At 39.0% G+C, this 26,896-nt stretch carries 25 protein-coding genes; 11 read left to right on the top strand and 14 right to left on the bottom strand.

Annotation, left to right across the window (positions count from 1 at the left end):
* Positions 1-128: 128 nt before the first annotated feature.
* From LXL81_RS23085 to LXL81_RS23065, 5 genes are all read left to right on the top strand, one after another.
* Complete coding sequence (locus tag LXL81_RS23085; protein WP_234649305.1) at positions 129-1,025, top strand: MerR family transcriptional regulator; 897 nt, start codon at positions 129-131, stop codon at positions 1,023-1,025.
* Positions 1,018-2,517 carry an NAD(P)/FAD-dependent oxidoreductase gene (locus LXL81_RS23080; protein WP_234649303.1) on the top strand — a complete coding sequence of 500 codons (1,500 nt, stop codon included), beginning with the start codon at positions 1,018-1,020 and terminating at the stop codon, positions 2,515-2,517. The genes LXL81_RS23085 and LXL81_RS23080 overlap by 8 nt, the downstream gene beginning before the upstream one ends.
* Before the next feature lie 2 nt (positions 2,518-2,519).
* Complete coding sequence (locus LXL81_RS23075) at positions 2,520-3,356, top strand: phytoene/squalene synthase family protein (protein ID WP_234649300.1); 837 nt, start codon at positions 2,520-2,522, stop codon at positions 3,354-3,356.
* An 80-nt stretch (positions 3,357-3,436) separates the two neighbouring features.
* Complete coding sequence (idi, locus tag LXL81_RS23070; protein WP_234649298.1) at positions 3,437-3,952, top strand: isopentenyl-diphosphate Delta-isomerase; 516 nt, start codon at positions 3,437-3,439, stop codon at positions 3,950-3,952.
* A gap of 7 nt (positions 3,953-3,959) precedes the next feature.
* Positions 3,960-4,457, top strand: a complete 498-nt coding sequence (locus LXL81_RS23065; protein ID WP_234649296.1) for a sterol desaturase family protein — start codon at positions 3,960-3,962, stop codon at positions 4,455-4,457.
* Positions 4,458-4,462: 5 nt separating this feature from the next.
* Here the strand turns inward: LXL81_RS23065 and LXL81_RS23060 are convergent, their stop codons facing one another.
* From LXL81_RS23060 to LXL81_RS23040, 5 genes are all read right to left on the bottom strand, one after another.
* Complete coding sequence (locus LXL81_RS23060) at positions 4,463-5,608, bottom strand: NAD(P)/FAD-dependent oxidoreductase (RefSeq protein ID WP_234649294.1); 1,146 nt, start codon at positions 5,606-5,608, stop codon at positions 4,463-4,465.
* A complete protein-coding gene (locus LXL81_RS23055) occupies positions 5,592-6,287 on the bottom strand; it encodes a methyltransferase domain-containing protein (RefSeq protein ID WP_234649292.1) in 696 nt (231 codons plus the stop codon). The genes LXL81_RS23060 and LXL81_RS23055 overlap by 17 nt, the downstream gene beginning before the upstream one ends.
* The gene (locus LXL81_RS23050; protein ID WP_234649290.1) at positions 6,280-7,362 is read right to left on the bottom strand and encodes a type III polyketide synthase; all 1,083 of its coding nucleotides are present in this window, start codon (positions 7,360-7,362) and stop codon (positions 6,280-6,282) included. The genes LXL81_RS23055 and LXL81_RS23050 overlap by 8 nt, the downstream gene beginning before the upstream one ends.
* Positions 7,359-8,234 (bottom strand): UbiA family prenyltransferase, encoded by an 876-nt coding sequence (locus tag LXL81_RS23045; RefSeq protein ID WP_234649288.1) that lies wholly within the window; start codon positions 8,232-8,234, stop codon positions 7,359-7,361. Before LXL81_RS23045 ends, LXL81_RS23050 begins: the two co-directional genes overlap by 4 nt.
* Positions 8,235-8,498: 264 nt before the next feature.
* Positions 8,499-9,746 carry an MFS transporter gene (locus tag LXL81_RS23040; protein WP_234649286.1) on the bottom strand — a complete coding sequence of 416 codons (1,248 nt, stop codon included), beginning with the start codon at positions 9,744-9,746 and terminating at the stop codon, positions 8,499-8,501.
* A gap of 251 nt (positions 9,747-9,997) precedes the next feature.
* Between LXL81_RS23040 and LXL81_RS23035 the strand changes: the two genes are divergently transcribed.
* Complete coding sequence (locus LXL81_RS23035) at positions 9,998-10,228, top strand: hypothetical protein (RefSeq protein ID WP_234649284.1); 231 nt, start codon at positions 9,998-10,000, stop codon at positions 10,226-10,228.
* Positions 10,229-10,297: 69 nt separating this feature from the next.
* Here LXL81_RS23035 and LXL81_RS23030 read toward each other — a convergent pair whose 3' ends face one another.
* Complete coding sequence (locus LXL81_RS23030; RefSeq protein WP_234649282.1) at positions 10,298-10,837, bottom strand: DUF2911 domain-containing protein; 540 nt, start codon at positions 10,835-10,837, stop codon at positions 10,298-10,300.
* Between the two features lie 211 nt (positions 10,838-11,048).
* On the opposite strand from LXL81_RS23030, the gene LXL81_RS23025 reads away from it, so the two are divergent.
* Positions 11,049-11,849, top strand: a complete 801-nt coding sequence (locus tag LXL81_RS23025) for a TSUP family transporter (protein WP_234649280.1) — start codon at positions 11,049-11,051, stop codon at positions 11,847-11,849.
* Here the strand turns inward: LXL81_RS23025 and LXL81_RS23020 are convergent.
* Positions 11,809-12,183, bottom strand: coding sequence for a hypothetical protein (locus LXL81_RS23020; RefSeq protein ID WP_234649278.1), 375 nt, complete (start codon positions 12,181-12,183; stop codon positions 11,809-11,811). The genes LXL81_RS23025 and LXL81_RS23020 overlap by 41 nt on opposite strands.
* A gap of 267 nt (positions 12,184-12,450) precedes the next feature.
* Here LXL81_RS23020 and LXL81_RS23015 point away from each other — a divergent pair, with 267 nt between their 5' ends.
* On the top strand, positions 12,451-12,720 hold the full coding sequence (locus LXL81_RS23015; RefSeq protein WP_234649276.1) for a hypothetical protein: 270 nt from the start codon (positions 12,451-12,453) through the stop codon (positions 12,718-12,720).
* A 100-nt stretch (positions 12,721-12,820) separates the two neighbouring features.
* On the opposite strand, the gene LXL81_RS23010 is transcribed toward LXL81_RS23015, so the two are convergent.
* The 3 genes from LXL81_RS23010 to LXL81_RS23000 all read right to left on the bottom strand — a co-directional run bounded on the left by LXL81_RS23010 (position 12,821) and on the right by LXL81_RS23000 (position 17,051).
* Positions 12,821-14,767 (bottom strand): CocE/NonD family hydrolase, encoded by a 1,947-nt coding sequence (locus LXL81_RS23010; RefSeq protein WP_234649274.1) that lies wholly within the window; start codon positions 14,765-14,767, stop codon positions 12,821-12,823.
* A gap of 80 nt (positions 14,768-14,847) precedes the next feature.
* A complete protein-coding gene (locus tag LXL81_RS23005; RefSeq protein ID WP_234649272.1) occupies positions 14,848-15,849 on the bottom strand; it encodes a GTP-binding protein in 1,002 nt (333 codons plus the stop codon).
* A gap of 92 nt (positions 15,850-15,941) precedes the next feature.
* Complete coding sequence (locus LXL81_RS23000) at positions 15,942-17,051, bottom strand: glycoside hydrolase family 26 protein (protein ID WP_234649270.1); 1,110 nt, start codon at positions 17,049-17,051, stop codon at positions 15,942-15,944.
* 327 nt (positions 17,052-17,378) lie between these two features.
* Between LXL81_RS23000 and LXL81_RS22995 the strand changes: the two genes are divergently transcribed.
* Positions 17,379-18,263 (top strand): AraC family transcriptional regulator, encoded by an 885-nt coding sequence (locus LXL81_RS22995; protein ID WP_234649269.1) that lies wholly within the window; start codon positions 17,379-17,381, stop codon positions 18,261-18,263.
* A gap of 19 nt (positions 18,264-18,282) precedes the next feature.
* Here the strand turns inward: LXL81_RS22995 and LXL81_RS22990 are convergent, their stop codons facing one another.
* The 4 genes from LXL81_RS22990 to LXL81_RS22975 all read right to left on the bottom strand — a co-directional run bounded on the left by LXL81_RS22990 (position 18,283) and on the right by LXL81_RS22975 (position 25,268).
* Entirely contained in the window at positions 18,283-22,527 is a 4,245-nt protein-coding gene (locus tag LXL81_RS22990; protein WP_234649267.1) for a PAS domain S-box protein, read from the bottom strand.
* Between the two features lie 447 nt (positions 22,528-22,974).
* Entirely contained in the window at positions 22,975-23,307 is a 333-nt protein-coding gene (locus LXL81_RS22985) for a hypothetical protein (RefSeq protein WP_234649265.1), read from the bottom strand.
* Positions 23,308-23,321: 14 nt separating this feature from the next.
* Entirely contained in the window at positions 23,322-23,885 is a 564-nt protein-coding gene (locus LXL81_RS22980) for an RNA polymerase sigma factor (RefSeq protein WP_234649263.1), read from the bottom strand.
* Positions 23,886-24,086: 201 nt separating this feature from the next.
* Positions 24,087-25,268: a putative sensor domain DACNV-containing protein gene (locus LXL81_RS22975; RefSeq protein ID WP_234649261.1), complete on the bottom strand. Its 1,182-nt coding sequence runs from the start codon at positions 25,266-25,268 to the stop codon at positions 24,087-24,089.
* A 184-nt stretch (positions 25,269-25,452) separates the two neighbouring features.
* Between LXL81_RS22975 and LXL81_RS22970 the strand changes: the two genes are divergently transcribed.
* Together LXL81_RS22970 and LXL81_RS22965 are read left to right on the top strand one after the other, a co-directional pair.
* Positions 25,453-25,932 carry an Lrp/AsnC family transcriptional regulator gene (locus LXL81_RS22970; RefSeq protein WP_234649259.1) on the top strand — a complete coding sequence of 160 codons (480 nt, stop codon included), beginning with the start codon at positions 25,453-25,455 and terminating at the stop codon, positions 25,930-25,932.
* A 2-nt stretch (positions 25,933-25,934) separates the two neighbouring features.
* Complete coding sequence (locus tag LXL81_RS22965; RefSeq protein WP_234649257.1) at positions 25,935-26,891, top strand: EamA family transporter; 957 nt, start codon at positions 25,935-25,937, stop codon at positions 26,889-26,891.
* The last annotated feature ends 5 nt before the right edge of the window (positions 26,892-26,896 follow it).

Genomic DNA, 26,896 nt, shown 5'->3' with positions numbered 1-26,896 from the left:
ATAACCAGGTGAAAGGATCAGTTATTAATACAGAATTGATGTGTGAGATGAAATTTTTATTTAAAGTATTTTATGAAAATATTACATAAATCATTTTGTTTAACTATTTTTGAAAAACGTTAAACAAAATGGCTTTATACTCCATTAAGGATCTGGAAAGGATCAGCAACCGAAAAGCCCATACAATACGCATCTGGGAGCAGCGGTACGGTTTGCTTGAACCTGAAAGAACGGAAACGAACATCAGATTTTACGACGAAAATCAGCTTAAAAAACTGTTGAACGTATGTACTTTGATGAGCAAGGGTATGAAGATTTCGCATATCAGCAAACTCAGTAAATCAGAAATGGATACTGAGATTGATAAAGTGATCAACGAATCATTTCAAGGCGAAGAAAATGTGGAAGCCATTACAAATCAGGCGCTGCTTTCTCTTTCGACTTATGACCAGATACTTTTTGACGATCTTTTTTCAAACGCGGTAACTCATTTTGGACTTGCTGTAACATACACTAAAATAATATATCCGCTTCTTGTAAGAACAGGATTGATGTGGATAAAGGACGATCTGCTTCCGGCTCAGGAACACTTTTTGTCTAATCTTATTAAACAAAAACTTTTCAGTGCTATTGAAGCAATTCCGTTACCAAAAAATGCGGATCAAACCTGGATTTTATTCCTTAATGAGTCGGAGGATCATGAAATCGGATTATTATTTGCAAATTATCTTATACGCCAACATGGGAAAAAAGTTATTTATCTGGGACAACGAGTGCCTTATAATGACTTAACCAATGTAGTAGAACAGTGTAAACCGACGCACATTTATTCATTTTTCGTAAGAAATCAATACGAAAATGAGCTGACTGAATTAGTCAAAAACCTGAATAATGACTTCGGATCCTGTGTGATCTGCATTTCGGGGGGCGATCAGAACGTTCAGAAAATTGCCGGTGAAAATAACATCATGCAGATCAAAACAATTGATACTCTCATTGAAATTTTAACAACCAACAATGCTTAACCCGACTGGTAAAACAAATAAAAAAGACGTTGCCGTAATCGGTTCCGGATTTGCAGGAATGGCCGCTTCGGCCATATTGGCTGCAAACGGCACAAAGGTTACAGTGTTTGAAAAAAATGCAAAAAGCGGTGGACGCGCCAGATCCTTTGAAAGCAATGGTTTTATTTTTGACATGGGCCCGAGCTGGTACTGGATGCCTGATGTATATGAAAATTATTTCAACTTATTTGGAAAAACAACTTCTGATTTCTACGAATTAAAGAAGTTGGATCCCGGATTTGCAGTTGTTTTTGGAGAAAATGAAGTAATAGATATCCCATCAGATTTTGATGATATATGCACGTTATTTGAAGGCATTGAAACAGGAAGCGGAGTAAAACTAAGGAAGTTTATTGAAGAAGGTGAGTTTAAATACCGGGTTGGAATGGGTGAAATGGTTTTTAAACCTGGCCATTCGGTCACCGAATTTTTCAGTTTGAAACTTTTCAAAGACGCATTGCAGATACAGTTATTTTCTTCTTTTAGTGAACATGTCAGAAAATATTTCAAGAATCCAAGATTGCTCGCCATCATAGAGTTTCCGGTTCTTTTTCTGGGAGCAATGCCAAAAGATACACCGGCTTTATATAGTCTGATGAATTTTGCCGGTTTGAAACAAGGCACATTTTATCCAATGGGCGGTTTCGGAAAAGTTGCGGATGCATTTAAGACAATCGCTGAAAACGAGGGCGTAGATTTCAAAAATTCTCATAATGTAGACTGGTTAGAAATTAATGCAGGCTCTATCAGTCATTTACATTCAAACGGTAACAGCCATCAGGTAGACGCGATTATCGGAAGCGCAGATTACCATCATATCGAAAATGACCTGCTGCCCGACTATCTGCAATCGTACAGTGATTCTTATTGGTCCACAAGAACGTTTGCTCCTTCGTGTCTTCTTTTCTATCTTGGTGTAAATAAAAAAATTGATAAGCTGAGACATCATAATTTGTTCTTTGATGAAGATTTTGAACAGCACGCAGTAGAAATTTACAAAGAAAAAAAGTGGCCGACGAATCCCCTTTTTTACGTATGCTGTCCATCGAAAACAGATCCGTCTGTGGCACCGGAAGGTATGGAAAATATCTTTGTGCTGATGCCGATAGCGATTGGTTTGAATGATACAGAGGAAGTCAGGGAGGAATATTACAAAGCGTTAATGAAACGGCTGGAAAAGTTCGCCGGCGAAGATGTAACCAGTCACGTGGTATATAAGAGAAGCTACTGTGTCTCTAATTTTATCAGTGACTATAATGCGTACAAAGGGAACGCCTATGGGTTGGCTAATACTTTGATGCAAACAGCGATTTTCAAACCGAAAATGAAAAGCAAAAAGGTTAAAAATCTATACTACGCGGGACAGTTAACGGTACCCGGACCAGGCGTTCCACCCTCCATTATTTCAGGACAAATTGCAGCACAAGAACTTTTGAAATTCCTAAAGAAATAACTATGAAAGCAATCTTTGATAATCTCTCGGCTTCTTGCAGCAAGACGACCACTCAGTTGTATAGTACTTCTTTTTCATTAGGCATCCAGTTTCTTGATAAAAAATATCATGAACCGATTTACGGGATCTATGGATTTGTGAGACTGGCAGATGAGATCGTAGACAGCTTTCATGCGTATGACAAGGAATTTTTGATGAAAAAAATCAGAAAGGATACAACGGAAGCTATTGACCTGAAAATCAGCATAAATCCTATACTGAACAGTTTTCAGCATGTGGTGCATACCTACAAAATTGAATGGGCATTGATCGATACTTTTTTAAAAAGTATGGAAATGGATCTTTATCAAAAAGAACATACCGAAGATTCTTACAATCAATATGTTATGGGATCTGCTGAGGTCGTGGGGCTGATGTGTTTACGTGTATTCACCCAGGGCGACCTAGTTCTATATGATGACCTGAAACCATATGCAATGAAACTTGGCGCTGCATTTCAAAAAGTAAATTTTCTTCGAGATCTGATGGCAGATTATCAATTGCTGGGCAGAAATTATTTCCCGGATGTCAATTTTCAGCATTTTTCAGCTGAAGATAAAATGAACATTCAGAAAGAAATTGAAGCTGATTTTGATGAAGCACTCATTGGGATAAAACAATTACCAGCCGGAGCCAGAAGAGGCGTTTATCTGGCTTATTTCTACTATAAAAAATTATTTCTGAGAATTAAAGAATTGCCTCCGGAAAAGGTAATGACGGCGAGAATCAGAATTCCGGATTATAACAAAATCGGTTTAATGTTTCAGTCATTATTTAGGCATCAATTTGATCTTTTATGACAATAATTTGTTGTAAAAAGTAGTACTGTAAACAGGCATTCTAATTGCTTTGCCCGTTTTAAATCCTAAATCAATAAAGCATGAATGATCACGTTGTCCTTGTAAATGAAAATGATGTTGAAATTGGACTGATGCCCAAGCTTGAAGCGCACCAGAAAGGAGTCTTGCACCGGGCATTTTCTATCTTTATTTTCAATACAAACGGCGAAATGCTTTTGCAGCAGCGCGCCTATGGCAAATACCATTCAGAAGGCTTGTGGTCCAATACCTGTTGCAGCCACCCTTATCCTGATGAAGCAACTTCCGACGCAGCCACAAGACGATTGAAAGAAGAAATGGGAATTGATGCCGGTTTAAATTTTTTATACTCTTTCCGCTATGAAGCTGGTCTGGATAACGGATTGACTGAGCATGAATTAGACCATGTTTTTTGGGGAATTACAGATGTGGTGCCGGTTATTAACCCCGATGAAGTTTTAAGTTACAAATATATTTCAGAAGAGAACCTTCGCGCAGACATGAAGGAGAATCCTGCAAAGTACACGGAATGGTTCAAAATATGCCTTAGTGAAGTTTTAGACAGAATAAGAATTTAAGCAAAATATGAATCCAGTTATTGTAAATATCCTGACCGTAATTATAACTTTTGTTCTGATGGAATGCGTTGCCTGGCTGGCACACAAATATCTGATGCATGGCCTTTTCTGGTTTCTTCATCATGACCATCATCAAAGAGATGACAAAGATTTCTTTGAAAAAAACGACTATTTTTTCCTCATTTTCGCAACGCCTGGTATACTGTGCCTTTTCCTGGGTGTGCAGCAGCATTTCAATGTATTGTTCTGGATTGGTACCGGAATAACTTTGTACGGAATGGCTTATTTTCTTGTCCATGACATTTTTATTCACCAGCGTTTTAAAATTTTCAGAAACACTGATTCCTTTTATCTGAAAGCAATTCGTAAAGCGCATAAGGTGCATCACAAGCATTTAGGTAAAGAAGAAGGGGAATGTTTTGGTATGTTATGGGTTTCGTTCAAGTACTTTAAGGAAGCGAAACAATCAATGGCCAAGCAAAACAAAGTACAACGCTCTGTTTAAGGCCGTTAAAACTTTTCGCCGTGCGTTAATGTGATGAGTCTTCGCATTAATGCCGGCGATTTATCAAGCAGCTTTAAGGCAAAATGCGTTGTATTTTTCCTGCCAAATAAATTCTGCAAATAATAACCTGCCATAATCCTGTTGCTGAATGCTGTATTCCAGGATTTTTTGTAAGCTGTTGATACCTGTTCAATCGAACATTGATTCCGGAAGTATTTTGTCAGTTCCCTGGCAAGTATTTTCGAGGCTCTCATACCCATACTCATTCCATTTCCACACAAAGGCGTGATTGACCCTGCCGCATCACCTAAAAGAAAAATATTCCCAACATCTGTTTGTTTATTTCGAAACTGAATGTTGCTTATTACCAATGGATTAGGATTTATAAATTCTGATTTGGTAAAATAATCTTTCAAAAACGGATTTTTGAAAAGTATATTTTCTTCCATCAGTTTAACGTCCTTTGCATTGTTTTGAAGATTTTCAGCGGTGGTCAGATAACAAAGACAATGCCAGTCCTGATCCACTTTTGAAATGCCGCAATAGCCATTCCTGAAGTTATGCAGCTCAATGCGATTAGCAGCCAAATCGCTTTTAATGTGATATTTGACACCAATATAGTTGGTACTTTTGCTATTGATCCGGCTATGATACTTTTCGTTTTTTTGAATAAATGAAGGCGTATATTTTCCATAACTTCCACAAACAACAGAAGCCCTGAATTTTCCGTTAACCGTATCAATTTCCTGTAAATCTGCTCCGGCTTGAACCACGGAATTAACTTTGCAATTTTGGAGAATTGTAACATTTTTTTCAATTGCCAGTTGATACAAATAATGATCAAGACTAAATCTGCTGATACCAAAACCACCCATTTCCAGGCTTTGGTTTAGCATAAATCCTTGTTCAGAACTTATACCCAGACTATTAATGATGGGCAAATTGTATGTTTCAATAGGCAAACCGAGTCCAACCAGAAAATCCCAGCTTTCCAGGGAAATATATTCACCGCAGACTTTGTGTAAAGGGTATTCATTTTTTTCAAATAAAACGACACTAATTCCCTCATCTGCAAGCTGAATAGCCAAACATAACCCGGCCAAGCCCCCACCGATAATGGCACAATTATATGTTTTATTCTCTGGTTCCATCCACAATGATCAGATGCCTGAAAGCCCATTTATCTTTAACTGAAAAATTAACAGCTTCGGATTGTTCTAGAATTGATATCCATTCTTTCTTTTTAAAACCTCTCAAAACTGAAAGCGGCGCATCGTTTTTTACAAGATAAGATTTTGAAAACAAATAAGTCAGCCATTTGATTGAATAGTATGCAAGCGGATTTCTTTCAAGATCGTTGATAACCAGCACTGATTTATTTCTTACAGCAAAACTGACCAATGCCAAAAGCTCAGCTTCTGAAAGATGATGACAAAACAAACAGGCATGAATGATGTCAATCTTTTCGATATGGTTGAATACGTTTTTGTAATCATCACAAATAAACCGGATCCCTGTGTTTTCTGGATTGTTTTCTGCGTATTTTACACAAACCGGCTTCAAATCAACTCCTTGTAAATCAATAGAATAACCATGTTTCGTTCTCCACCTCTTGATTCGCTTTAACGTATCGCCTCCTCCACAACCAATATCAACGAATGAATAATGCCGTCCTGGTTTTACAATCGATTTTAATGCTGAAAAAGAGATATTATAACCTCCAAGCCAGTGATTAATGAAATCCAGTTCACGCAGATTTTGAAATAAATCTTCTTCCGGAATTTCTTCCTGGTCAAGAAGCTCCTTTTTTGTACTTCTCAACCTAAACATATTGCAGTTGCATGGTTTCGATGCTCAGTCCCGGACCAAAAGCGGCCGCGAAAAGTTTTTCACCAATCTTCGCACCTTCTGCTTTTTCCAATATCATTTTAAGGACAAATAAAACGGTTGGAGAAGACATATTTCCGTAATTTTTCAGTACATCATATGTTTCAGTTAACGTGCATTTATCAAGACCCAATGCGATGGAAAAATCGTCTACAATCTTCTTCCCGCCGGGATGAATGGCCCAATAAGCTATCTCAGAAGCATTTAACCCAATTTCATCTAACATTGGTAGAATATTTTCCTTTATTAACCCCGGCACATACGAAGTAAGATTCATGATGAAACCTGTTTCTGATAATTGCCAGGCCATGTCTCTATACCCCTGATGCAGGATCATGGAATTAAACCGGTTAACCTCCACCGTCTTATGATAATTATTTTGATCAGGCTGAGAAGACATTAATACGGCAGCGGCACCATCTCCAAAAATCAGATTGGAAAGAATATAGTCATCATTAAATCTTTTCTGAAAATGAATCGTACACAATTCCGTACAAACAATCAGTACGTTGGCATTTGGCTGACTTCTACAAATTGAATCTGCACTTTTAAGCGCAATGATTGCAGCATTGCAGCCCATAAAATTGACACTGCTCCGCTGTGTATCCGGCTTCAAATCAAGTTCTCTGATAAGCTCAATATCCAGACCAGGCGCAAATAACCCGGTACAGGTAACGGTGATAATGTGCGTTATTTCCTTTTTGTGTGAATCAATATTTTCAATATCATGAATGGCTGCGAGAGATAGCTCAATTGCATATTTTTTATACAGCATCATTCTGTCTGTCAGACCCGGTTCATCTGTGGAATTCTGTGAAAACAATTCAAAATCACTCGAATTTTGATCAAAGTCTTTCAGAACAGAATATCTCTGACTTATACCCGTCTTTCCGGCAACGATTTTAATTTTACGTTTCAGTGTGTCATCATTCGTCGAATTCAAATAAAATGAACTCAATTCTTCTTGTGAAAAACAATTTTCCGGAACTGCGGTCCCAATAGCGGTGATATAACTCAAAGGAAAAAATTGATAATAATGAGTACAAAAAAACAACTGTTCATACAAAGTGCGGCGATCCAGTTCATCCGCATGGTATTCCTGAAATTTGCATTTTCTGTATTTTTATTGACCAGATAAAACCAATAAAAAAAATACAAAACGATTGGAATGAAGAACAGCTGTATGATAAAAAAAATCATTCCAGAATCCTGGCTTTGAAAATACAAATAGTAGAAAATATTGCATAAGGCAAACATCAGCGCTGTAAAAATAAATGTAACTCTGTATCCCAATTTGTAACTCAGCGTTGTGATCCCGTCGCGAAGGTCTTGCTTATGCTGGTAAATCTGAGTAAGTGGATATGCGCCAGCGATTTGAAAAGAACATCCAAGCAGGATAAAAAGGTTATCCCGGGTGAGTGCCAAAGAATTTCCGGTTATCCCGGCCATAGACATATAGTAAGTAAAAGCACCCTGGAAAATTGTCACGACCAGAAAGCCAATAACAGCATATTTTTTCAAACGGATTTGTCTGGAACTGTATGCACGCGACGCTGCTATATAAAGCAGTAAACAAATGGCAAAGAACTTACCGACAAAAAAAAAGGCCAGGGAAACTGCAAGTACATCCAGAAATATGGTCACGTAAAAAAGGCTTTCCGTTGGCATAGGCGGTTTTTCTATTCCGCCGATGCTGTCTTCATCCCGGTCGATGTAACTGTTATAACCATTACTGGCCGGATAAATCAAAAAATGTATGATAAAAAAAGAAAGTGAAGCATCAAAATAATTTATATTTTTCGCCTGACTAAATGCAAACAAAAACAGCGGCATCAGAAAAAATGAGAACGGGATTCTCAGAAGTTTAACAGTATTTTTATCAATTTTCATGGGTTGATTCACACTTCAATATAAATCAATATACGTATAAATAACGTTCCCGGTTGCCTTTTGCAAAAAACTAATTAAAAAGGTTTTTTCATTAGCCATAGAAAAAATCTAAGAACCTGATAGCTAATACGGGCTCAAAAAATTTTTATCAAGCGATGGCAAACTTGCAGATTACTTTTGTTATATCCCTGAGACTGCCTCTTATGGATCTGTGACAACGAATCGCCTTACTCAATATCACTGACCTAGAAAAAACGATAAGAATCAGTCCTCCGTTTTGGAATCCTTCAATAGCAGATGAGATTGGGGGATTTGATTTTGGAAAAGTATTTTAAATCCCAGCGCACAACTGAAACTCAGAAAAACCAGTGCAAACCACAAACTGTTATAACCCCAGTGGGCCGCAATAAATCCACCACCGGCCGGACCAATGATCTGCGCAACGGCCCACGACATGGAATACGCAGCGGAATATTTCCCGCGATTCAGCGCTGTTGCTCTGCTTATGATCATTGTACTGATATAAGGCAAAGTGAGCATTTCGCCAATTGTAAAAAACAAAACCGCGGCAGCAGCGATAATCACCGGCGTTATGCCCGGAACGACCAGAAAAAGGAAAGCGATGGCAGTGAGGATAATACCTGAAATGATATAAAATGCATCGGTTTTTCGGTTGCCAAGATTCTGGATCAGTACCATTTCAAAAAGTGCGATGATCACACCATTCATACCCAATAAAATCCCGATCGTAGATTCCCCGATTTTCCATTCTTCTTTCCAGTAAACGGGAACAAGTCGAAAAATGAGCACAAACGCCACCATGTAAATCGTGACCAGGATAATAAAACGTACAAAAAACATATCCCGCCAAGGTGACTGAACCATTAAAGATTCTGTTTCTTCAACTGTTTTTTCTTTTATTTTCTCACTTTTTGGCAGTAAAATAAGGATAAGAATCCCCGCGAAAGTATATACCACGCCGTCAACCCAGAATAGCAGATGATAATCAATCGCAGCCAATAAACCACCTACCGAGGTTCCGAAGCCAAACCCTACGTTGGTGGCCAAACGGTTCAGGGCATACGACCGCGTCAGATTTTCCGGCGATGAATAGGAAGCAACGGCGGTATTGTTGGCTGGCCGGAATCCTTCAACAAAAAAGCTAAGAATAATAGTTAAACCGCAGAGCAAGTCAAAATCGTCGATATGTCCAAAAACTGCGAACATGCCTCCGCTTACTACCAGACTTATTAGCTGGACAGGACGAAAACCAATTTTATCTGTAAAATAACCACCCGCCAGAGCACCTAAAACGGAACCGACGCCAAACAGCGTTATGATTAAACCTGCGTCAGCTATGCTTCGGTGCATACTTTGGGTAATGTACATGCTCATGAAAGGCACAGCCATATATCCGCAGCGATTGATCAGAATTACCAGACTCAACAACCACGTTTCTCTGCTAAGTCCGCTAAACGAAACTCTGTAATTTTGTATAATTCTTTGCACCATAAACTGAAAAAACGCCGAAAGCTGGCAACTGCCAAATGGGTATACGAATAAACAGTTATCCAAACGACAGCGTTCCGAAGATCAGCACTATATTATAACACGCTGATAACTAATAAAAGTCAATCATTTTCCTCAGCTTATTTTGCCGTTCATAAAAATAAATGATGATCAAAATCCAAGCCGTGCAACCTTTGTTTTATTGCATGCATCTGTTGTTCAGGCAAAAGAAACACTCCAATAAAATATTAGCCATGAAAGGAAAACAATTATTTGATCATTATCAGTCTGTTGCTCAGATCAATGGTTTCGGTTCCGAAGAATTTCAATACGGAAATCTGTTGTACCAGGCACTGAAAATTGAAGGAGAAGATAAAATTTTCCAGCTTTTGGAAGTAGCCGAAGAAACCGGAAAACGAATTGCCCTGGTATATCCGGAATCAATTCACAGCTATCCCGAGCCAGACAAAGTTGTATTGGTTTAAGAAGGAATCAAGAGCAAAAAAGACCGGAATCTGAAAGATTTTCAAATTCCGGTCTTTTTCATTTTAAATTTATTTTATCATGACAGGAACTTCAACATTTTCCCAACGCAGAACAAATCCTTTTGGTGTAATTTCATAGGCCAGTTTCTCTGTCAATGAAGCACTTTTTGCAGGTTTTGCCTTTACGCTCAAAACATCTTTTGAAGCATCTTTTGTGGTTTCACCGGTGCGTTTAATTCCCCATTGTCCAACTTCTGAGTTAAAGAAAAACGTCCATTCGCTTTCGCCAGGCTGGGCATATAAGCTGTATTTACCTGCAGGAAGTGATTTCCCATCAATTTGAATTGCCTTATCCGTTTCGAAAATGGTAGCTTCATTTGCCCCGGCTCTCCAAACCTTATCGAAGGGAACGAGATCACCAAAAATTTTGCGTCCTTTTACCGATGGACTTGCATAGTTGATTGTAATTGTTGCAACACCAACTTTTCCTGTTGCCGTTTGTGGTGGACTTGGGAGGCTCGCTTTGTCCTGCTGCGCCCAGGCGAGTGACGTCATAAGCATAACAGCAAACGTCAGTAAAATACCTTTTTTGATGAATCCTTGTTTCATTTTGTGATTAATTTTTGTTAGAAAATTTTCAACAATTTCATTCAGAATAGCTTACAGGCTATTTCCAACTAAAATAAACAAAATTTATTCAGGTTAAAGCTACATTTGAAATTATAATGAAACAATAATATTTCGAATGCAATGTCCTTTGCTTTTTTATTAAATCGCTCCTTGCTAGCTTCGCAAAAATACCCGCATTTCCAATAGATCAATGTTTTCAATTTTCCTTTCTGAATACAATACCTGGACTTTAATTGCACTTGGTTCCCTGGCCTTTGTTGCCGGCTTTATAGATTCTGTTGTTGGCGGCGGCGGGTTAATTCAAATTCCGGCCTTGCTGATCGGCTTTCCTAACACTCCTATTGCAACGCTTTTCGGCACAAACAAAATTTCCGCGCTGGCTGGGACTTCTGTTGCTGCTTTTCATTATGCCAAAAGAATAACATTTGACTTTAAGCTGCTTTTTGTAATCTCCCTCAGTTGTTTCGTTTCGTCATTCACAGGTGCAAGAATCGTCAGCCTGATTAATGTGGAGGTTTTGAAACCACTAATACTTTTCATCCTGATAGCCATTGCTGTTTATACATTTTTCAAAAAGGATCTGGGATCGGTAAAAACCAAGGAACTCCCTTATGAGTATCAACTTTTCTATGGTGCCATGATCGGGTTAATCATTGGATTTTATGATGGATTTTTCGGGCCCGGGACGGGAAGTTTTTTTGTACTTGCTTTTGTAGTTGTCCTGGGTTTTGAATTTGTCCAGGCCTCGGCCTATGCCAAGGTCGTCAATTGCGTTACCAATATCTCAGCTCTGATTGTATTCATCAGACAAGGCAATTTCATGCTGGAACTTGCGCTTATCATGGCAGTCATGAACATAACCGGAAATATTATAGGCAGCAAACTCGCATTAAGAAAAGGAAATGATTTCGTCCGGATTATCTTTCTGGTCGTTGTGATTATGATGATACTTAAATATGGCTGGGAGGTATTTGGGGATCAAGGTGTTTGAGATAGACCTTCTGAAGTGCTGGCGGAATCAGGCATGCCAAATGATTTTTCGTCCTCGCTTTTTTAGCTAAAACCAGAGAATCTATAAACACCTTTTCAATCAAAAGCTGAACCATAATATCACCTTCCAGATAAATTTTCTCAGCAAGCGCAAAACATTTTCTGGCGGTTTGGAAATGTTTTAGTTCCAGATTTATCCTCGTAAAATCCGATAAAGAATAAATTGCCGCATGGATGGATGAAAAAGCTCTTGGAATTTCCTGAAAATTTTCCTGTCCTGTAATTTTAGGCAACTCCTCTTTCAATAAGCCAATAACCTGAAATTGTGTAATCATAACATAAAATTAAAAACTGTATGTTAATTACTATTAAGAGTATTCCACATTAATTATAAATTTACAAAATATTGATATTCAATTATTTATATTAAATGTAAATGGCTTGATGACTATCAAAATGGTAATTCATTATCAAAATGGAATAACCTAATGGTTTGTTACGGTTACAATTTACCCAACAGAGCTCCTGACATGTTAAAAAATAATCTGAATTGCTGGCCTGGTTTTTTGAATAATTATTACAGGAGACAAAATTTTTAAATTATGCAAAATCAAAAAGAGCAAGAAATAAGAGAGCTGCAAGAAAAAATAATGGCGAAAAGACAACAGATTGAGTTTGATAAAACAGACATGGATCTGGCGACTGAATTTTCGTCAGAGAATAATGAAAATCCCGAGGTTAGCGAAGATTTTAAAAATCTAAATGATCCGGCCGGGAATGTTATTGATACCGGAGAATTGAAAGAACTGAGTAGTGCAGAGAGTGAGCTTATTCATTTGATTGACAGACTTAACAAATTGAAAAACGAATAAAATCTTAAAGCTCAGGAGATAAAATCACATTAATTTTAAACAATAAATCCGCAAGAGAAAGGCCTTCCTGCGGATTTATTGGTTATACTGAATTGAAAGATTACTCAATCACGCGAACACCCACGTAAGAGGCATTGCTGCCAGTTGTATAAATTCTATGTTTTGCAGACTGAAAATCCGCTTCCGAAGCCTTGTAAATATTAACAAATTTTTGCGGGTTACGATCAACCAGCGGGAACCATGAACTTTGAACCTGGATCATAATTTTATGCCCCTTTTTAAAACTGTGCGCCGCATCCTGCATATCAAATTTTACATGTTCCACCTTATTAGGAACCATGGCTTCGGGTTTGGAAAAACTATTTCTGAATTTTGCACGCATCACTTCGCCACGAATCAGTAATTGAAATCCACCCATTTTCATGTTAGGATTAACCGGAGAATTATTCGGCGCGTCACCTGGATATACATCAATCAATTTAACAACAAAGTCCGCATCTGTGCCCGTTGTTGATACAAACAGATTGGCAAACACATTACCAGAAATGGTAACATCTTCTTTCAAAACATCAGATTCGTAAACAAGAACATCCGGCCGGCTTGCAGCAAACCGCTGATCTTCATACATATAATCGCTTCCACGAATAATCCTGATCTCCGAAGTGTAGGGCACAGGCTTGGCGGGATCGCTGACATACTCATCGAATAACGTCGTTTTCTCAGTTGGCACGTCGAAAGAAAGTTTGCCATTTGGGTGAAGAAAAAGTTTCTTTTCAACAGTATTTTTTGGTGGCCATTGATCATACTTTTTCCATTCATTGGAACCCGTTTCAAATATGTATGCTTTCGGCAAAGAAGGGTCCTGTTTGTCTTTCAGGTAATGATTAAAAAACGGAAGCTCAATTGAGGTTTGGTAAAAAGAGCTTGTTTTGGATCCGAATCGAATATTTCCCAGAGATTCTCCGGTACCGCGAGACCAGCCTCCGTGAATCCACGGCCCCATGACAAGCAGGTTTGGAGATTTTGGTTTATTACTTTCGATTCCGCTATAAGTTTTGAGCGGTCCGTATAAATCTTCCTGATCAAACCATCCGCCAACGACCAGCATGGCTGGTTTTATATCTTTTAGGTATGGCACCGGAGTCCTCGCTTTCCAGAAATCGTCGTATGTTTCGTGCTCCATCAACTGGTTCCATATCCGGTTTTCGTTTTTGAAAATCTTTTCATTCACATTTTTCAACGGCCCCAGTTTTTTGTAAAATTCATAAGAATCCGGTGTTCCATAAGCTGAAAATGGTGGCGTACCTTTCGGCGTGGGAACCGGACGCGGCGCACCATAGGAGGAAATAAATGAGAAAGTACCCATCAGGAAAAACGCACCATTATGATGGCGGTCGTCACCCATATACCAATCTGTAACCGGTGCCTGAGGAGATGCCACTTTCAAAGCAGGATGTGCATCAACGGCCGTCATCGTAGCATAATAGCCAGGTGCAGAAATGCCCCAGGAGCCTACACGGCCATTATTGTCCGGAATATTTTTAAGGAGCCATTCAATCGTGTCAAAAGTATCAGAGCTTTCGTCAATGTCTTTCGGGCTTTTTTTATTGGCGATAAACGGACGATAAGCTTCAAAGTCACCCTCCGACATATATTTTCCCCGAACATCCTGATAGGCAATAATGTAGCCGTCTTTAGCAAAACTCATGGACGGACCCAGGGAGGTCTTAAAAACCGTTTCGCCATAAGGCGCGCTGTTGTAAGGCGTCCGGTTCAACAAAATCGGATATTTTTGACTGGCAGAAATATCTTTTGGAATGTAAATAGCGGTAAACAGTTTAATCCCGTCACGCATCGGGATCATCCTTTCGATTTTAGTATAATGTTCCCTGATGTAAACTGAATCTTCATTGATCCTCCCCTTTTGCGAATAACCGAAAGGGCTTATTGACAGAAGAATAAACAACAGGAAAACAGAATTTATAAACTTGTAATTTTTAGCCGGCCTATAACCGCGCTGAACTGATGAGAAGGTAGAAGTTTTCAAAATTAACGGGCTTTGAGTAGAGATAAGCCAATTTAGCAATTATCGCTGTTTAGAAAAAGCGAAGTATGCATTTTACTCAATTATCCTTTTAAAATTGACAATTTCATAGATTTCAACTTTTCGACAGCTATTTTTTTTATCGCCGGGCGCAAAATTCTCTGGATTGATGATAGCTCCAAACCCAGGCCGATAAATACAAGCTCAGAAACAGGTACTTCATTTTCGTTCCAGACACCATAAGTTTCCAGCGTTAATCTTTTTCCCGTGGATTGCACTAGTATTTTTTCGTTACTTCCTTCGAGTTTTATAAATCCTTTGATGCGATAAATCTGTTTGTAATGTAACATCAATGACACATTAAGCGTATGTATCAGATAATCTTTATAAAATTCATTCTCGGTTTTAAAGGTTAATGTTTTTATTTTATGACCGTTTTTGTGGGTAAAAAGAGCATCGGGTTTTTCACTGATATCAAATTGTATATTTCTTACATTTTCAAGTATCGCTACTGGAATTTGTCCGTCCGCAGATAGAAATATTTCGGCAAAAGGATTTAATGAAGTCATCAGACTTTCCAGTTTAACCAGATAGTCCGCTGAGACAAAATTGGTTTTGTTTATAATGATTAAATCAGAAACGACGATCTGACGGATGGTTTCCTCAGTTTCATTCAGATAATCTTCAACTGTTTCTGCATCGGTGACACAGATTACTTTTTTCAGTTTAAAAACCTTACTGACATCTTCTCGTTTAAAAATCTCAGCAACTGTTCCTGCATCCGCGATACCGGTAGTTTCTATAAACAAATTTTCTGGCCGTTCTTCACCAAAAGCCAGCACATTCAAAACGTCGTATAATTCCTCATCCAGCGAGCAACAGATGCAACCATTGCTTAATTCATACAACTGACTATATTGACTGGCAATCAGCGTCCCGTCTATTGATGCTTTTCCGAACTCATTTTCAATCACAACATTTCTGCTTCCTTCCAGACTTTTCAGCAGATTATTGAGCAATGTAGTTTTGCCAGCTCCTAAAAATCCTGTAATCAGGTATACATTTATTGCTCTTTGATTTTCCATAATTGAAAAAAAAAATTTACATCTGCATCTATGTTGCAAATGTAAAGTTTTTGATTGGGATTCTGGTAAAAAAACAGAATTCGTCGTTTGGTTTAACGATAGATATTTTTCAGATCTTTTTCAAACAGCGTATAAGGATCGTTGTAAAAAGTCATAAAATCTGGTACGCTCACTTGTCCCGGAAAAGGTGCATAAAAATGTGTCGGACTTCTGGAATCATTACGCCAGACTAAAACATAGGCAAGATTTACCTTTTCTGCTTTCAGGGATTTCAGAAGAGATTCTGTCCACCAGTTTTTGTCTGGAATGGATTCAAGCCCCGATTCGGTGAAGGCAGCTAATTTGTTTGCCTTTTTAGCATAGTCCGAAACAATTTTCAGCTTCTGAACGCCTGCTTTCAGATTGTATTTCCCGTCACGGCCAAAATCTGCATAATCATCAAACCCGACCAAATCCACCCACTTATCGCCCGGATATCTTTCCAGATATTCCTGCTCCGTTGTGAACTTGCAGTCGGGTGAAAAAGCATAAATAAAGTTATGAACACCCAGCTCATCGCGCAGGTAAGAGACAGTAAATTGCCAGACTTGAATTAAATCCTCGCGCGAGCAATGACCTTTACCCCACCAAAACCAGTCACCATCAAGCTCATGGTATGGACGGAAAATCATAGGCGCCAGCGTGCCGTCCTTACCTTTTACAGAATGGGCAAAATCAGCAATTGTTTTCAGGATTTCCTTGTACTTTTCATGATGGGATCCGCCAGGCTTGATCAGCGCAATGGCTTTAGCCGAAACGGAATCTTTCCAATAAAAACCACCCTCAGAAGCCGGATTATTAAAATGCCAGGCCATGGTTGTGACACCTCCCCTGTTGTAAGTATCCACAACATTTTTCCTGAGCGCCTCCGCATTTTTTTCAATTTTCTCTTTTGAATAACCGGATAATCCACTGAAATCAGCACCAACAATAGCAGGGTGCGAGCCTGTAACCGATTTCACATCCGAGCGATTTTCATCTCCTGACCATCCGTGGCCATATTCGGTAGCGGCCTGGTGGCCAAACAAAATGTTATTCTTTGATATTTCACCAAGATTGCGATATAATGCCTTGGTTTCTCTGGTGGCTTTGGTGTCAATCTGTGAAAATCCGGAATGACTTACCAGTAACACAGCACCGGCAAATAGTAAGGTTTTAAGCATAACAGTTGAAAAAGAATTGAAATTGTTGCAAACAGACTTTAATACTGACATAAATTTATTTCATAAATAAGTCCATAAAATTATATACAATTCCCATCTCGAACATAGTACTATTTTATCAATCACTTCATAAATAAAAACTGTTTGACATGCCATTTGTGATTATATCCATAAATATTAACCCTAAAAAATAAGTAGTGCTTGCTTAATAATAATTTACGTATAATTATTAGTTATATTAGAATAAAGTTTATCTACCGCAATATGGTACAAATAATCACTGTAAATCTCTATATTTGAACTTGCCTGACATCAAAACAATTTGAAATGATTGAAGTTTACCGCGAAATTACTCCTTTAACGCAATACGACTGCTTTACAATTTTTACCAGAAAAAAGAAAACCTTTGACTTCCCCCTACATAATCACGACGAATTTGAGTTAAACCTGATCCTCGGAGGAAAGGGAGTAAAACGCATTGTCGGGGATCATACAGAAATTATTGATGATGCAGAATTGGTGCTGGTTGGAAATAATCTTCCACATGGCTGGTTTACAAATCAGTATAAATGGGAAGAAGGAATGCCGGAAGTTCTGGAAATAACCTTACAATTTCATCGGGATTTGTTTGATGACAAGTTGCTTCGCAGAAACCAGCTTTTTTTTATGCGATCACTGCTGGACAAATCTGTGAGGGGGATTTCTTTTTCGAAAGAAACCATAGACAGAATTATGCCGCGGCTTATGGCTTTAACCCAAAAAAGCGGCTTTGATTCGATGTTGGAACTGATGTCGATTTTACACGATTTATCCGTTTCAAGAAATATGAAGGTATTGTCCAACAGCACTTTTACGGATGAAAATATCAATTTCAACAGCCGGAGGATTGAAAAAGTTTTTGCCTATATGCGTGATCATTACGATAAGGAAATCACTCTTGAAGGTGTAGCAAAACTTGCCGGAATGACGGAAGTTTCTTTTAGCCGGTTTATCAAAAAAAGAACAGGAAAAACATTTATTGAAAGTCTGAATGAAATCAGGCTGGGACACACATCCCGCTCACTGATCGATACCACAAATACCATTTCCGAAATCGCCTACAAATGCGGATTTAATAATCTGTCATATTTCAACCGGATCTTTAAAAACAAAAACGGTTGTACGCCCAAAGAATTCAGGGAAAATTATGCAGGGACACGGACATTCGTTTAGTTACGAATGTCCATATCAATCAGCTAAGCCACTGGTCCAGAACATATTCCAAAGTATCTTTCAGGATAGGCTTTGTGAGATAATCGTCCATTCCAGCTTCCACACAACGGTCTTTTTCTCCCTTCAGCGTTCCCGCGGTTAATGCCAGTATCGGTATTCTTTTGCCATTTTCGCGTTTTCTGATTTCCGTTGCTGCCTCATATCCGTTCATCTCGGGCATCTGCACGTCCATTAACACAAGGTCCGGTTTTTCGGACTCATAAAGTTTGACTGCTTCTTTTCCGTTGGCCGCTTCTACCAATCTTGCATTTGTCAGGATTTTGCTCAAAAATGTTTTGACCAAAATCATATTGATCTTATTATCCTCCGCAATGAGAATGGTTAACTCTTTGGGTTTTACCTGAATTTCTTCTAATTCATGAATAGCATCACGCACAAATAATTCCTCGTCTTGTCCGTCAATTTTTAAAAGTGCATTGAATAGTTTCTGAATTTTCACCGGTTTGTTAAGCTGAATAATATTTAATTCTTCTGCCGAATCGGCTATTTCCTTGTCATCCGATGGGCGGTTCATCAGCAAAATATCCTGCTCGGTACCTGCCCGGCCTTCCATTTCTCTGATCTTCCGACTTACAGCAATTCCATTGATATCAGACAAATGATAGTCTATCAAAATCACATCATACTGATTTCCAGCTGTAAGTTTATCAACAACAGCATGACCGGTTTCAACAATTTCTGAGTCAATTTGACGGTTGGCCAGTACATTTCCAAGAATAATACCATTGGCATGATTGCTATCTGCAATTAAAACCTTTTTAACTGATGCAATATTAGTCCAATCCGGAAGTGACCCATGAAAAGATTGAAATGTAACGTCAAAGTAAAAAGTGCTGCCTTTCCCGGGAACGCTGCTGAGCTGCAATTCGCTGTTCATCAGCGCCAGAAGTTTATTTGAGATTGGTAATCCCAGACCCGTGCCACCAAATCTTTTGGTAGTTGATGCGTCTTCCTGTGCAAAGGCCTCGAAAATCTTTTTAAGATTTTTAGAATTAATTCCAATACCCGTATCCCGCACCGAAAACCTGAAAGTAGTGTCATCGCCGGATTCGCTAAGCACATCCACTTTGAGTTCAATCTCCCCCTTTTCTGTAAACTTGACGGCATTTCCCAATAAGTTTATCAAAATCTGACGCAGGCGAACAGGATCTACACAGATATATCTTGGTACGTTCGAAGCAATATTGAGCAAAACTTCCAGGTCATGCTGATGCGCCTGATACGTGATCATATCTGCAACCTGTCCGCAGATTTCAAGCAGATCAATTTTCTCTAATGCCAGTTCCAGCTTGCCAGCCTCTATTTTTGAGAAATCAAGAATGTCATTTATTATATCCAGTAAAGAATTTGCCGACTGAAACACCATCGAAATATACTGATGTTGCGTGGCATTAAGATCCGTTTTCATGAGCAGGTCAGTGAAACCGATGACCCCATTCAAAGGCGTCCGGATTTCATGACTCATATTAGTAAGAAATTCAGATTTAGATTGACTTGCTGCTTCTGCCTGCTGCCGTGCCAGACGGATTTCCTGTTCTGCAAACTTCCTTTCTGTGATGTCACGAACTACGGATTGCAGAATTTGAGATCCGTTTAATTCGATGGCATTTAGTAAAATTTCTACTGAAAATGTCTCGCCGGATTTCATACGTTTCTGCTCCCATTCAAAACGGCAGCTTCCATTTTTGAACGCCATTGCGCTATATTCGAGAATTGTTTTGGCAGAATCTCTCCCGTCTGACTGATATGGATCGGAAAGATCCATTGGGTTCAAAGCGTAGAATTCCTCAAATGTATCAATCTCGTACATTTTTAAGGCAGAGGCATTACAATCAAAAAAGCCGTCTCCATTGAGCAGCATCACAGCATCGCTCGTGGAATTGTACAAAGTCCTGTATTTTATTTCAGACTGTAAAATCTCCTGTTCTTCCTGTTTTCTAACCGTGATGTCCTGCAAGTAGCCGTGCCATAAAACGCTGTCTTCCAGCCTTTCAGGAATAGACTCACCGCGCAGCCAACGCTCACCAAGAATTGGATGAATAATTCTATAATCCAGGTCCCATTTGCCAAGCGTTTCTTTTGATAACTTTATCGAATCGACAAATTTCTCCTTATCCTGCTGATGCACTACGGCGATTAATGACGGAGGGTCAATAAATTTACCATCCGGATGGAAATGTAAGGTATGTATCAGTTCCTTCGACATGTATGGAAATTTTATTCTGCCATCATCGAAAATCTGAAACTGATATAAAGTCCCTGAAACCCGCTCCGACATTTTCCTTAACATTTCAGAGTTTTTAAGGCTCAATTCCTCCGCCCTTTTTAAAACATCAATATCCTGAAAAATCCCAAAAATCCGGGTGCAAACGCCATCCTGATAATCTGCCTTACCAACAACTCTAACCCAAAGTTCTGTACCGGGAGGTGTCTTAACCTGAATCTCTTCACTGATTGCTACTCCGGAACTTATGCAATTTGTAAAAGCATTTTCGAGCTTCTTTAAGTCGGCCAAACTATAAAATTTCATAACACTGGCTACATCCGGCACAAAGTCAGTTGGTAGTCCATGAATTTCTTTTGTCAGGTCTGACCAGGTTAAAATCTTTTCTTCCAAATAAAATTCCCATCCGCCAATTCTGGCAACTTCGCTGGTTTGTTCCAGTAATTCCTTCGTCCGCCTCAACTCCTCATGCGCATATTTTGCAACTGAAATATCCCGAATCACCGCAATAAAATGCGTGCAAATTCCATGTTCATCAATGATCGGATTGATGTTGAGATCGATCCAGTATTGCTCTCCGGATTTGGTATAATTCAGAATGATTTCACTCATGGAGCTCCGCTCTTTCAGACCCTTCCGAAGCCGGTTTTTCGTTTCAAGACTTGTTTCCGGGCCTTGAACAAGTTCCGAAGGTTTTTTCCCAACCACCTCATCCATCGTATAACCCGAACGTTTTCGAAAAGCTTCATTCGTCCAGGTGATGATGCCATCAGAGTCGGTTGTAATAATCATATCGGTAGTATTCGCCGCTACCAGAGCCAGTTCTTTTACCTTTTCCTCATCAAGTTTCCTTTTTGTAATATCATGACTGGTTAAAACCATTTCTCCGTTCAGCGGATCTATGCTGGCCCGGGTACTGCTCCAATGCCAGGAACCATCCTTATGTCTGATCCTGTGCTCCACGGCCGGCGGTGAAATTCCTGACTCATATGTGGCAGAGAGTGCCTGAAAACAAATTTCCACATCGTCAGGGTGAACAAATTCAGTGAAGACGTGACCAATGGTTTCAATGGATTCATAGCCATAGAGTTTTGTCCAGCTTGGTGTTACATAATCAAAAACGCCGTTTTTATTTATTATGAAAAGGACATCAGTCATGTTGGCGACCAGCGCGGAATAATCCCTTTCTATTTTTACTTTACCGGTTACGTCAAAGCCGACACAAAGTACCTCGCTAAAACTTCCATCTTCATTGCTCATACCCGTGAACTCCCATTCACTTGCTTTAATGTTTTGTGCTTTATCACGTTTGTGTAAAACGATTTTGAAAGGAATACCTGGATTTTCTATACATTTTCTCCCAATTTCAAAACACTTCGAATGGTCTTCCTCAACAATGGTTGTCAGCGAACTTTTACCGATTATTTCCTCTTTTTCGTAACCAAAAGCTTTACAATAATAGTCGTTCACATAAGTATAGATACCAAAAGAATCTATTCTTGTGATGTATATGGCCTGACTGTTTAAAACAGAGTTGTAGAACTTTGATTCTTTGTTATTATCCTCACCATCTGATTCATGCTGATTTTTCACCAAACCACATAAAATCCGGGCTGGTTTTCCATCTGCACCACGAACAATTTTGACATGACAAGTCATCAAAACCGCCTGCTGGCTTTTTTCAATAAAACGTACCGTCTGGTTAAAAACGGACTCAGAAAATTGGAAATGATTTAATGATGAATTGTATAGTTCTTCAATATCTTCCTGAAAAGCAACACTTTGGATTCCATTTCCAAACCTGGAAATATCCTGAGCATTATAGCCTAATCCATTCCAGAATTTTGGATTTACCCACTGGTTTTCAGGCTTACCAACTTCGCAAAACCAAAAACCATCCAGTGCAAATTCCTGAATAAAATCAAATATATCTTCCTGACCGCTAAGTAATTTGTAGAATTCGTCTTTAAAAAAGTCCATCGTTGAGTTTACCTTACTTTTACTTTCTGTCGATTTGAATGGCACTTTCTTTTTCTACACTTTCAACTTCCCAAACTTTATTGTAGTATACTAATCTTCATCATCCTACAACAACCGGTTCCTTTGCTCATCTGTCCCTCTTGCCTTATACCAGCTTTCAAACAAATTTTAAGATAATATAACCAAAATTAAATAATATTTATTCCGATTACGATTATATGTTTAATAGTAACAACGTATTTATTTTTTTAAGAGCCTGACAACTTACGGGAATATTTAAAACCAAAAAAGCAATCCCGTTAGAAGGATTGCTTTTGCCACATGATTTCTGTTTCAACAATTCGAATTCCTAATTTTTTATTGTAAGAAATTCTTCACCTCGGTATTACTATCATCTATTCTTAAAAATCAAACCAATCCCAACTAAAACTGTTTTAAATACTAAAATCAGTCCTCCTTTTTCCACTGACGACAGCGTTTTATCCATTCCTCCCTCATTTTCTGTTTATCTTCCGTGCCCATCTTATTCATCCATCTCTCCTTAAAATCCATTCCTCTTCCACTTTGGCCTCTTCCAAAACCAAATCCACCAAAAAGTATCTTACATAATAACAAAAGACCTGCCGATTGCCAGAAATTGATATGTTTTGTGCCTAACAAATCAGGCAAAATCGCATTCCACAACAACATTACAACAGTACTGACCAACGCAATTATAAGCGGAACGAATAGAAAAAATTTGGCTTTGTTTCTTCTAAAATCCTTGGGTTCCATATTCATATCAATAAGTTTCTTTAATTAAAAAATTCGTCATATACCGTTTTCATGCGCTTTCGTAAATGTTTCACCGCATATCCTTTTCTCGAAATAATTGTTTTCAGATTTTCATTTGTATTTGTTGCAATGTCCTGTAAAGTAACATCTTCCAATTCGTTCCAGACAAAAACCTGGCGTTGATTTTCAGGTAATTCTTCCAAAGCAATAAACAATTCTTTCCAAAAAACTTCGCGGATATATTCGGTTTCCGGTGTGTAATTATCGGCAAGCAGTATATCACTGATGCTGAAGCTGTCTTCCTCATTTTCATAAGTGAAATCGTCCAGCAGCTCAGGTGTTTTTTTTCTGTATTTGTCAATGATTTTATTGCGCGCCACCTGATGCAGCCAGCCGCTCATCTGATCAATTTCCTCAATATTGATGACATTGCTCAGCTGATACCAGACATCCTGTAAGATATCCTCAGCATCCTGCTCAGACCGCACCTTGTTGCGAATAAAACCAAAGAGACGTTTCCCGTATTCCTTGATCGTACTGGCAATGGTATTTCCGGTATCTGTTGTCATTCCCTGGCTTAACATTTCCTCACTTTTTTTAAGGGAGACGCACAACTTTTAAGATTACTTTAAATTCTTTAAATAAAATTTGAAAAATTTAAAAGTGCTACGATCATCGCTATACGAAATAGCTAATATATTGATTGCCAAACAACAAAATCAGTTCAAAACAAAAGATAAATCATTTGCTTTGAACTGATTTTTAATATCAAAAACTTTTCCTTTCTAAAATAGCAAAGTATCTACCCGGTGTGACTGAACAATATTATCACAGGGAGACCAGGAAAATATTGTAAACCGGCCATCCTGAGATGCAACAAGTGCAAGGCTGTCACGCTGATCAAAAACAAATTGGGCGGCTGATAAATGTCGGGTTCCGCCATTTTGAACAGGTGGAACGATTGAGGCCACATTACCTACAATCGGCTCGGTGACCATAATTTTATCAACACGAGATGAGAAGGCGGAACGTCCGATTTTTACACCGAAAGCAAGCAATTCAAAACGGTCATTAATAATCGTAGCACCATCCACAGCTGTTAATCCGGCAATATGGTTTACAGCATTTGTTATTTTGTTGATCCAGATTGGATGTTCCGATTCTTTTTCGTGCTGCTCATACAAATCTGCCAGCTCTGAAAACATGGGTGTGATAGAATAAGAAATAGGATGAATTATCGAATCACGCCACGTTTCTCTGCCCGAAGGAACAACAAGCAGAATTCCTCCTCTTTTGTGATCCCGCATGGAAACGGCCAGCTGTACCATCACATTCAGGGAATCGTTCCAGAGAGATGAAGAGTTGAACCCGATTAGAGACGTAACAAGATTCGGACAATCCGGAATTTTTCCACTGATGTCATCCACAATTTTTATCTGGTCACCCTTCAATACGGCCACATTCACAAATTTACCAAAACCGTCAATTCTGCGGTGTTTGATTACGAGCATACCTGGTTCAATAACTTCCAACACAAAACAAAGATTTGGGATCACACGCGTTGTTCCCCAAATATATAGTTCGTCGCCGTCCATCCATATACCCAGATGTATGCCCGACCGCTCAACTGCAGGAGCAAGTTTTGTTAAAATAGCAGGCGTAAAAGGTAACCTGTTTTCAAAAATCAAAGGTTGCCCGGAAAGTTCCGGGGGTAAAAACGCCAGGGAAATAGACGGCGAATGTCCTTCTTCCCGGCGCAGACTTGCCCAAAAAGTAATATCTATAATCGACTCAATAACCTGAGCATCAGGCTTTGGTGCAAAATCATCTTTATTATGTCTTTTAGCATTTTCATGATGGAAGATGAAATGCTCCTCCACGGTTTTCGCTACCGACTGCGCGGCCTGGTAGGTCGTCGTGGAAACTATGCTACTCATCTTCACGGCTTCATTAAAATTACGATCCATGGAATTTAGGACAAACTTGTAAATGGAATCTATCGACTGATACAACCAAAACGAAGCTAGGACAAAGAAAATTCCAGTATCAAAAAATTAGCAAATACATTCAAAAATCCGCTAATCGAACATTACTAAATTAAATATCCAATTTTTTGAATATAATTCTGATTTTTGATAAATTTACCGAACAATGAACGGAAACGATATCATATTAGACAAAGTGGATTTGAGCATCCTGAGATTGATGCAAGAAAATGCACGTATTTCCAATGCTGATTTGGCAAGAGAGCTCGAAATGGCGCCTTCTGCGGTGTTGGAACGGGTAAAAAAACTGGAACAGAAAAACGTAATTCTGCAATATACAACGCGGCTGAATCCTGCACCGCTGCAACAAAAGCTGCTCGCTTTCATAGCGATGAAGGCTGCTGACGGATTAGGGAGCAGTAATGTCGGACAAGAGCTGGCCAAGATTCCGGAAGTCCAGGAAGTGCATCATGTTGCCGGAGAAGATTGTTATCTGATCAAAGTCAGGACATCCGATTCATCTTCTCTGATGGCTCTGATGCGGAATTCTTTCAGCAAAATTCCTAACATTTTATCAACCAGAACTACCATCGTTCTGGAAACCGTGAAAGAACAACAACAATTAGTAATACCTGAAAAACAGTAATCATGGAATCTGTTCAAAACAAAAACCCCTCTACCCTGATGGTGATTCTGGCTTACGCCACGGTTTACATCGTATGGGGTTCAACGTATTTTTTTATTCAAAAGGCACTGACTGGATTTCATCCTTTTTTGCTGGGGGCGCTGCGTTTTGTTGCTGCCGGCGTGCTGATGATGATCTGGTGTTTGATAAAGGGTGAAAATATATTTGATGTTCCCACGATAAAAGTGGCAGCGGTGAGTGGTTTGCTACTGCTATTTTTCAGTAATGGAATCGTGATCTGGGTTGAGCAATTTTTGCCAAGTGCAATGGTGGCAATCATGGTGTCAACGGCGCCGATGTGGTTTATACTCCTGGACAAACCTCAATGGAAAGAAAATCTTGGAAGCCGATCAACCATTATTGGGTTATTGATTGGTTTTGTTGGGGTTATAGTCCTTTTCAGCGAAAGAGTAATGGGTGCGTTTTCCAGTATTCAGGATAAATCAGAATTGTTGGGTCTGGCTATGTTGGTCGTTGGTTCAATGTCCTGGGCCGGCGGTTCTTTATATTCAAAATATAAAACTACCAGTGGTTCTATTATGGTGAAATCTTCCTGGCAAATGCTTATTGCAGGTCTTGCTTTTATACCATCCGGATTTTTAAGCGGCGAATTTAGCGATATCCAATGGAGCACGATTCCGTTTGACGCCTGGATGTCTGTGTTATATCTTATTATTTTCGGGTCGATCATTGGTTTCAGCGCTTACGTCTGGTTACTGAAAGTTCAACCCACCACCAAAGTAAGTACGCATGCTTACGTTAATCCGGTAGTAGCAGTTTTATTAGGAATTTTCTTTGCCAATGAAACTATTACCTCTGTTCAAATTCTTGGATTGGTTATTATTCTCGGCAGTGTACTTCTTATTAATCTGGAAAAATACAGAAAGGAATCAAGGGCTTTACAAACTGCGAAGGCTTAGAAATG

The organism is Dyadobacter sp. CY356 (assembly GCF_021440195.1).
Taxonomy (GTDB): domain Bacteria; phylum Bacteroidota; class Bacteroidia; order Cytophagales; family Spirosomataceae; genus Dyadobacter.
Note: the sequence above shows the minus strand (reverse complement) of the source record. Positions and strands in the feature narration are given on the sequence as shown.

What these genes read in the sequence shown, in the direction of transcription:
- LXL81_RS23015 (WP_234649276.1), top strand. Translation starts at nt 12,451, where the DNA reads ATGCAAAATCAAAAAGAGCAAGAAATAAGAGAGCTGCAAGAAAAAATA.
- LXL81_RS23000 (WP_234649270.1), bottom strand. Translation starts at nt 17,051, where the DNA reads ATGCTTAAAACCTTACTATTTGCCGGTGCTGTGTTACTGGTAAGTCAT.
- LXL81_RS22985 (WP_234649265.1), bottom strand. Translation starts at nt 23,307, where the DNA reads ATGAATATGGAACCCAAGGATTTTAGAAGAAACAAAGCCAAATTTTTT.
- LXL81_RS22990 (WP_234649267.1), bottom strand. Translation starts at nt 22,527, where the DNA reads ATGGACTTTTTTAAAGACGAATTCTACAAATTACTTAGCGGTCAGGAA.
- idi (WP_234649298.1), top strand. Translation starts at nt 3,437, where the DNA reads ATGAATGATCACGTTGTCCTTGTAAATGAAAATGATGTTGAAATTGGA.
- LXL81_RS23060 (WP_234649294.1), bottom strand. Translation starts at nt 5,608, where the DNA reads ATGGAACCAGAGAATAAAACATATAATTGTGCCATTATCGGTGGGGGC.
- LXL81_RS23045 (WP_234649288.1), bottom strand. Translation starts at nt 8,234, where the DNA reads ATGAAAATTGATAAAAATACTGTTAAACTTCTGAGAATCCCGTTCTCA.
- LXL81_RS22970 (WP_234649259.1), top strand. Translation starts at nt 25,453, where the DNA reads ATGAACGGAAACGATATCATATTAGACAAAGTGGATTTGAGCATCCTG.
- LXL81_RS23055 (WP_234649292.1), bottom strand. Translation starts at nt 6,287, where the DNA reads ATGTTTAGGTTGAGAAGTACAAAAAAGGAGCTTCTTGACCAGGAAGAA.
- LXL81_RS23080 (WP_234649303.1), top strand. Translation starts at nt 1,018, where the DNA reads ATGCTTAACCCGACTGGTAAAACAAATAAAAAAGACGTTGCCGTAATC.
- LXL81_RS23085 (WP_234649305.1), top strand. Translation starts at nt 129, where the DNA reads ATGGCTTTATACTCCATTAAGGATCTGGAAAGGATCAGCAACCGAAAA.
- LXL81_RS23035 (WP_234649284.1), top strand. Translation starts at nt 9,998, where the DNA reads ATGAAAGGAAAACAATTATTTGATCATTATCAGTCTGTTGCTCAGATC.
- LXL81_RS23020 (WP_234649278.1), bottom strand. Translation starts at nt 12,183, where the DNA reads ATGATTACACAATTTCAGGTTATTGGCTTATTGAAAGAGGAGTTGCCT.
- LXL81_RS22995 (WP_234649269.1), top strand. Translation starts at nt 17,379, where the DNA reads ATGATTGAAGTTTACCGCGAAATTACTCCTTTAACGCAATACGACTGC.
- LXL81_RS23065 (WP_234649296.1), top strand. Translation starts at nt 3,960, where the DNA reads ATGAATCCAGTTATTGTAAATATCCTGACCGTAATTATAACTTTTGTT.
- LXL81_RS23005 (WP_234649272.1), bottom strand. Translation starts at nt 15,849, where the DNA reads ATGGAAAATCAAAGAGCAATAAATGTATACCTGATTACAGGATTTTTA.
- LXL81_RS23075 (WP_234649300.1), top strand. Translation starts at nt 2,520, where the DNA reads ATGAAAGCAATCTTTGATAATCTCTCGGCTTCTTGCAGCAAGACGACC.
- LXL81_RS22980 (WP_234649263.1), bottom strand. Translation starts at nt 23,885, where the DNA reads ATGTTAAGCCAGGGAATGACAACAGATACCGGAAATACCATTGCCAGT.
- LXL81_RS22975 (WP_234649261.1), bottom strand. Translation starts at nt 25,268, where the DNA reads ATGGATCGTAATTTTAATGAAGCCGTGAAGATGAGTAGCATAGTTTCC.
- LXL81_RS23025 (WP_234649280.1), top strand. Translation starts at nt 11,049, where the DNA reads ATGTTTTCAATTTTCCTTTCTGAATACAATACCTGGACTTTAATTGCA.
- LXL81_RS23040 (WP_234649286.1), bottom strand. Translation starts at nt 9,746, where the DNA reads ATGGTGCAAAGAATTATACAAAATTACAGAGTTTCGTTTAGCGGACTT.
- LXL81_RS22965 (WP_234649257.1), top strand. Translation starts at nt 25,935, where the DNA reads ATGGAATCTGTTCAAAACAAAAACCCCTCTACCCTGATGGTGATTCTG.
- LXL81_RS23030 (WP_234649282.1), bottom strand. Translation starts at nt 10,837, where the DNA reads ATGAAACAAGGATTCATCAAAAAAGGTATTTTACTGACGTTTGCTGTT.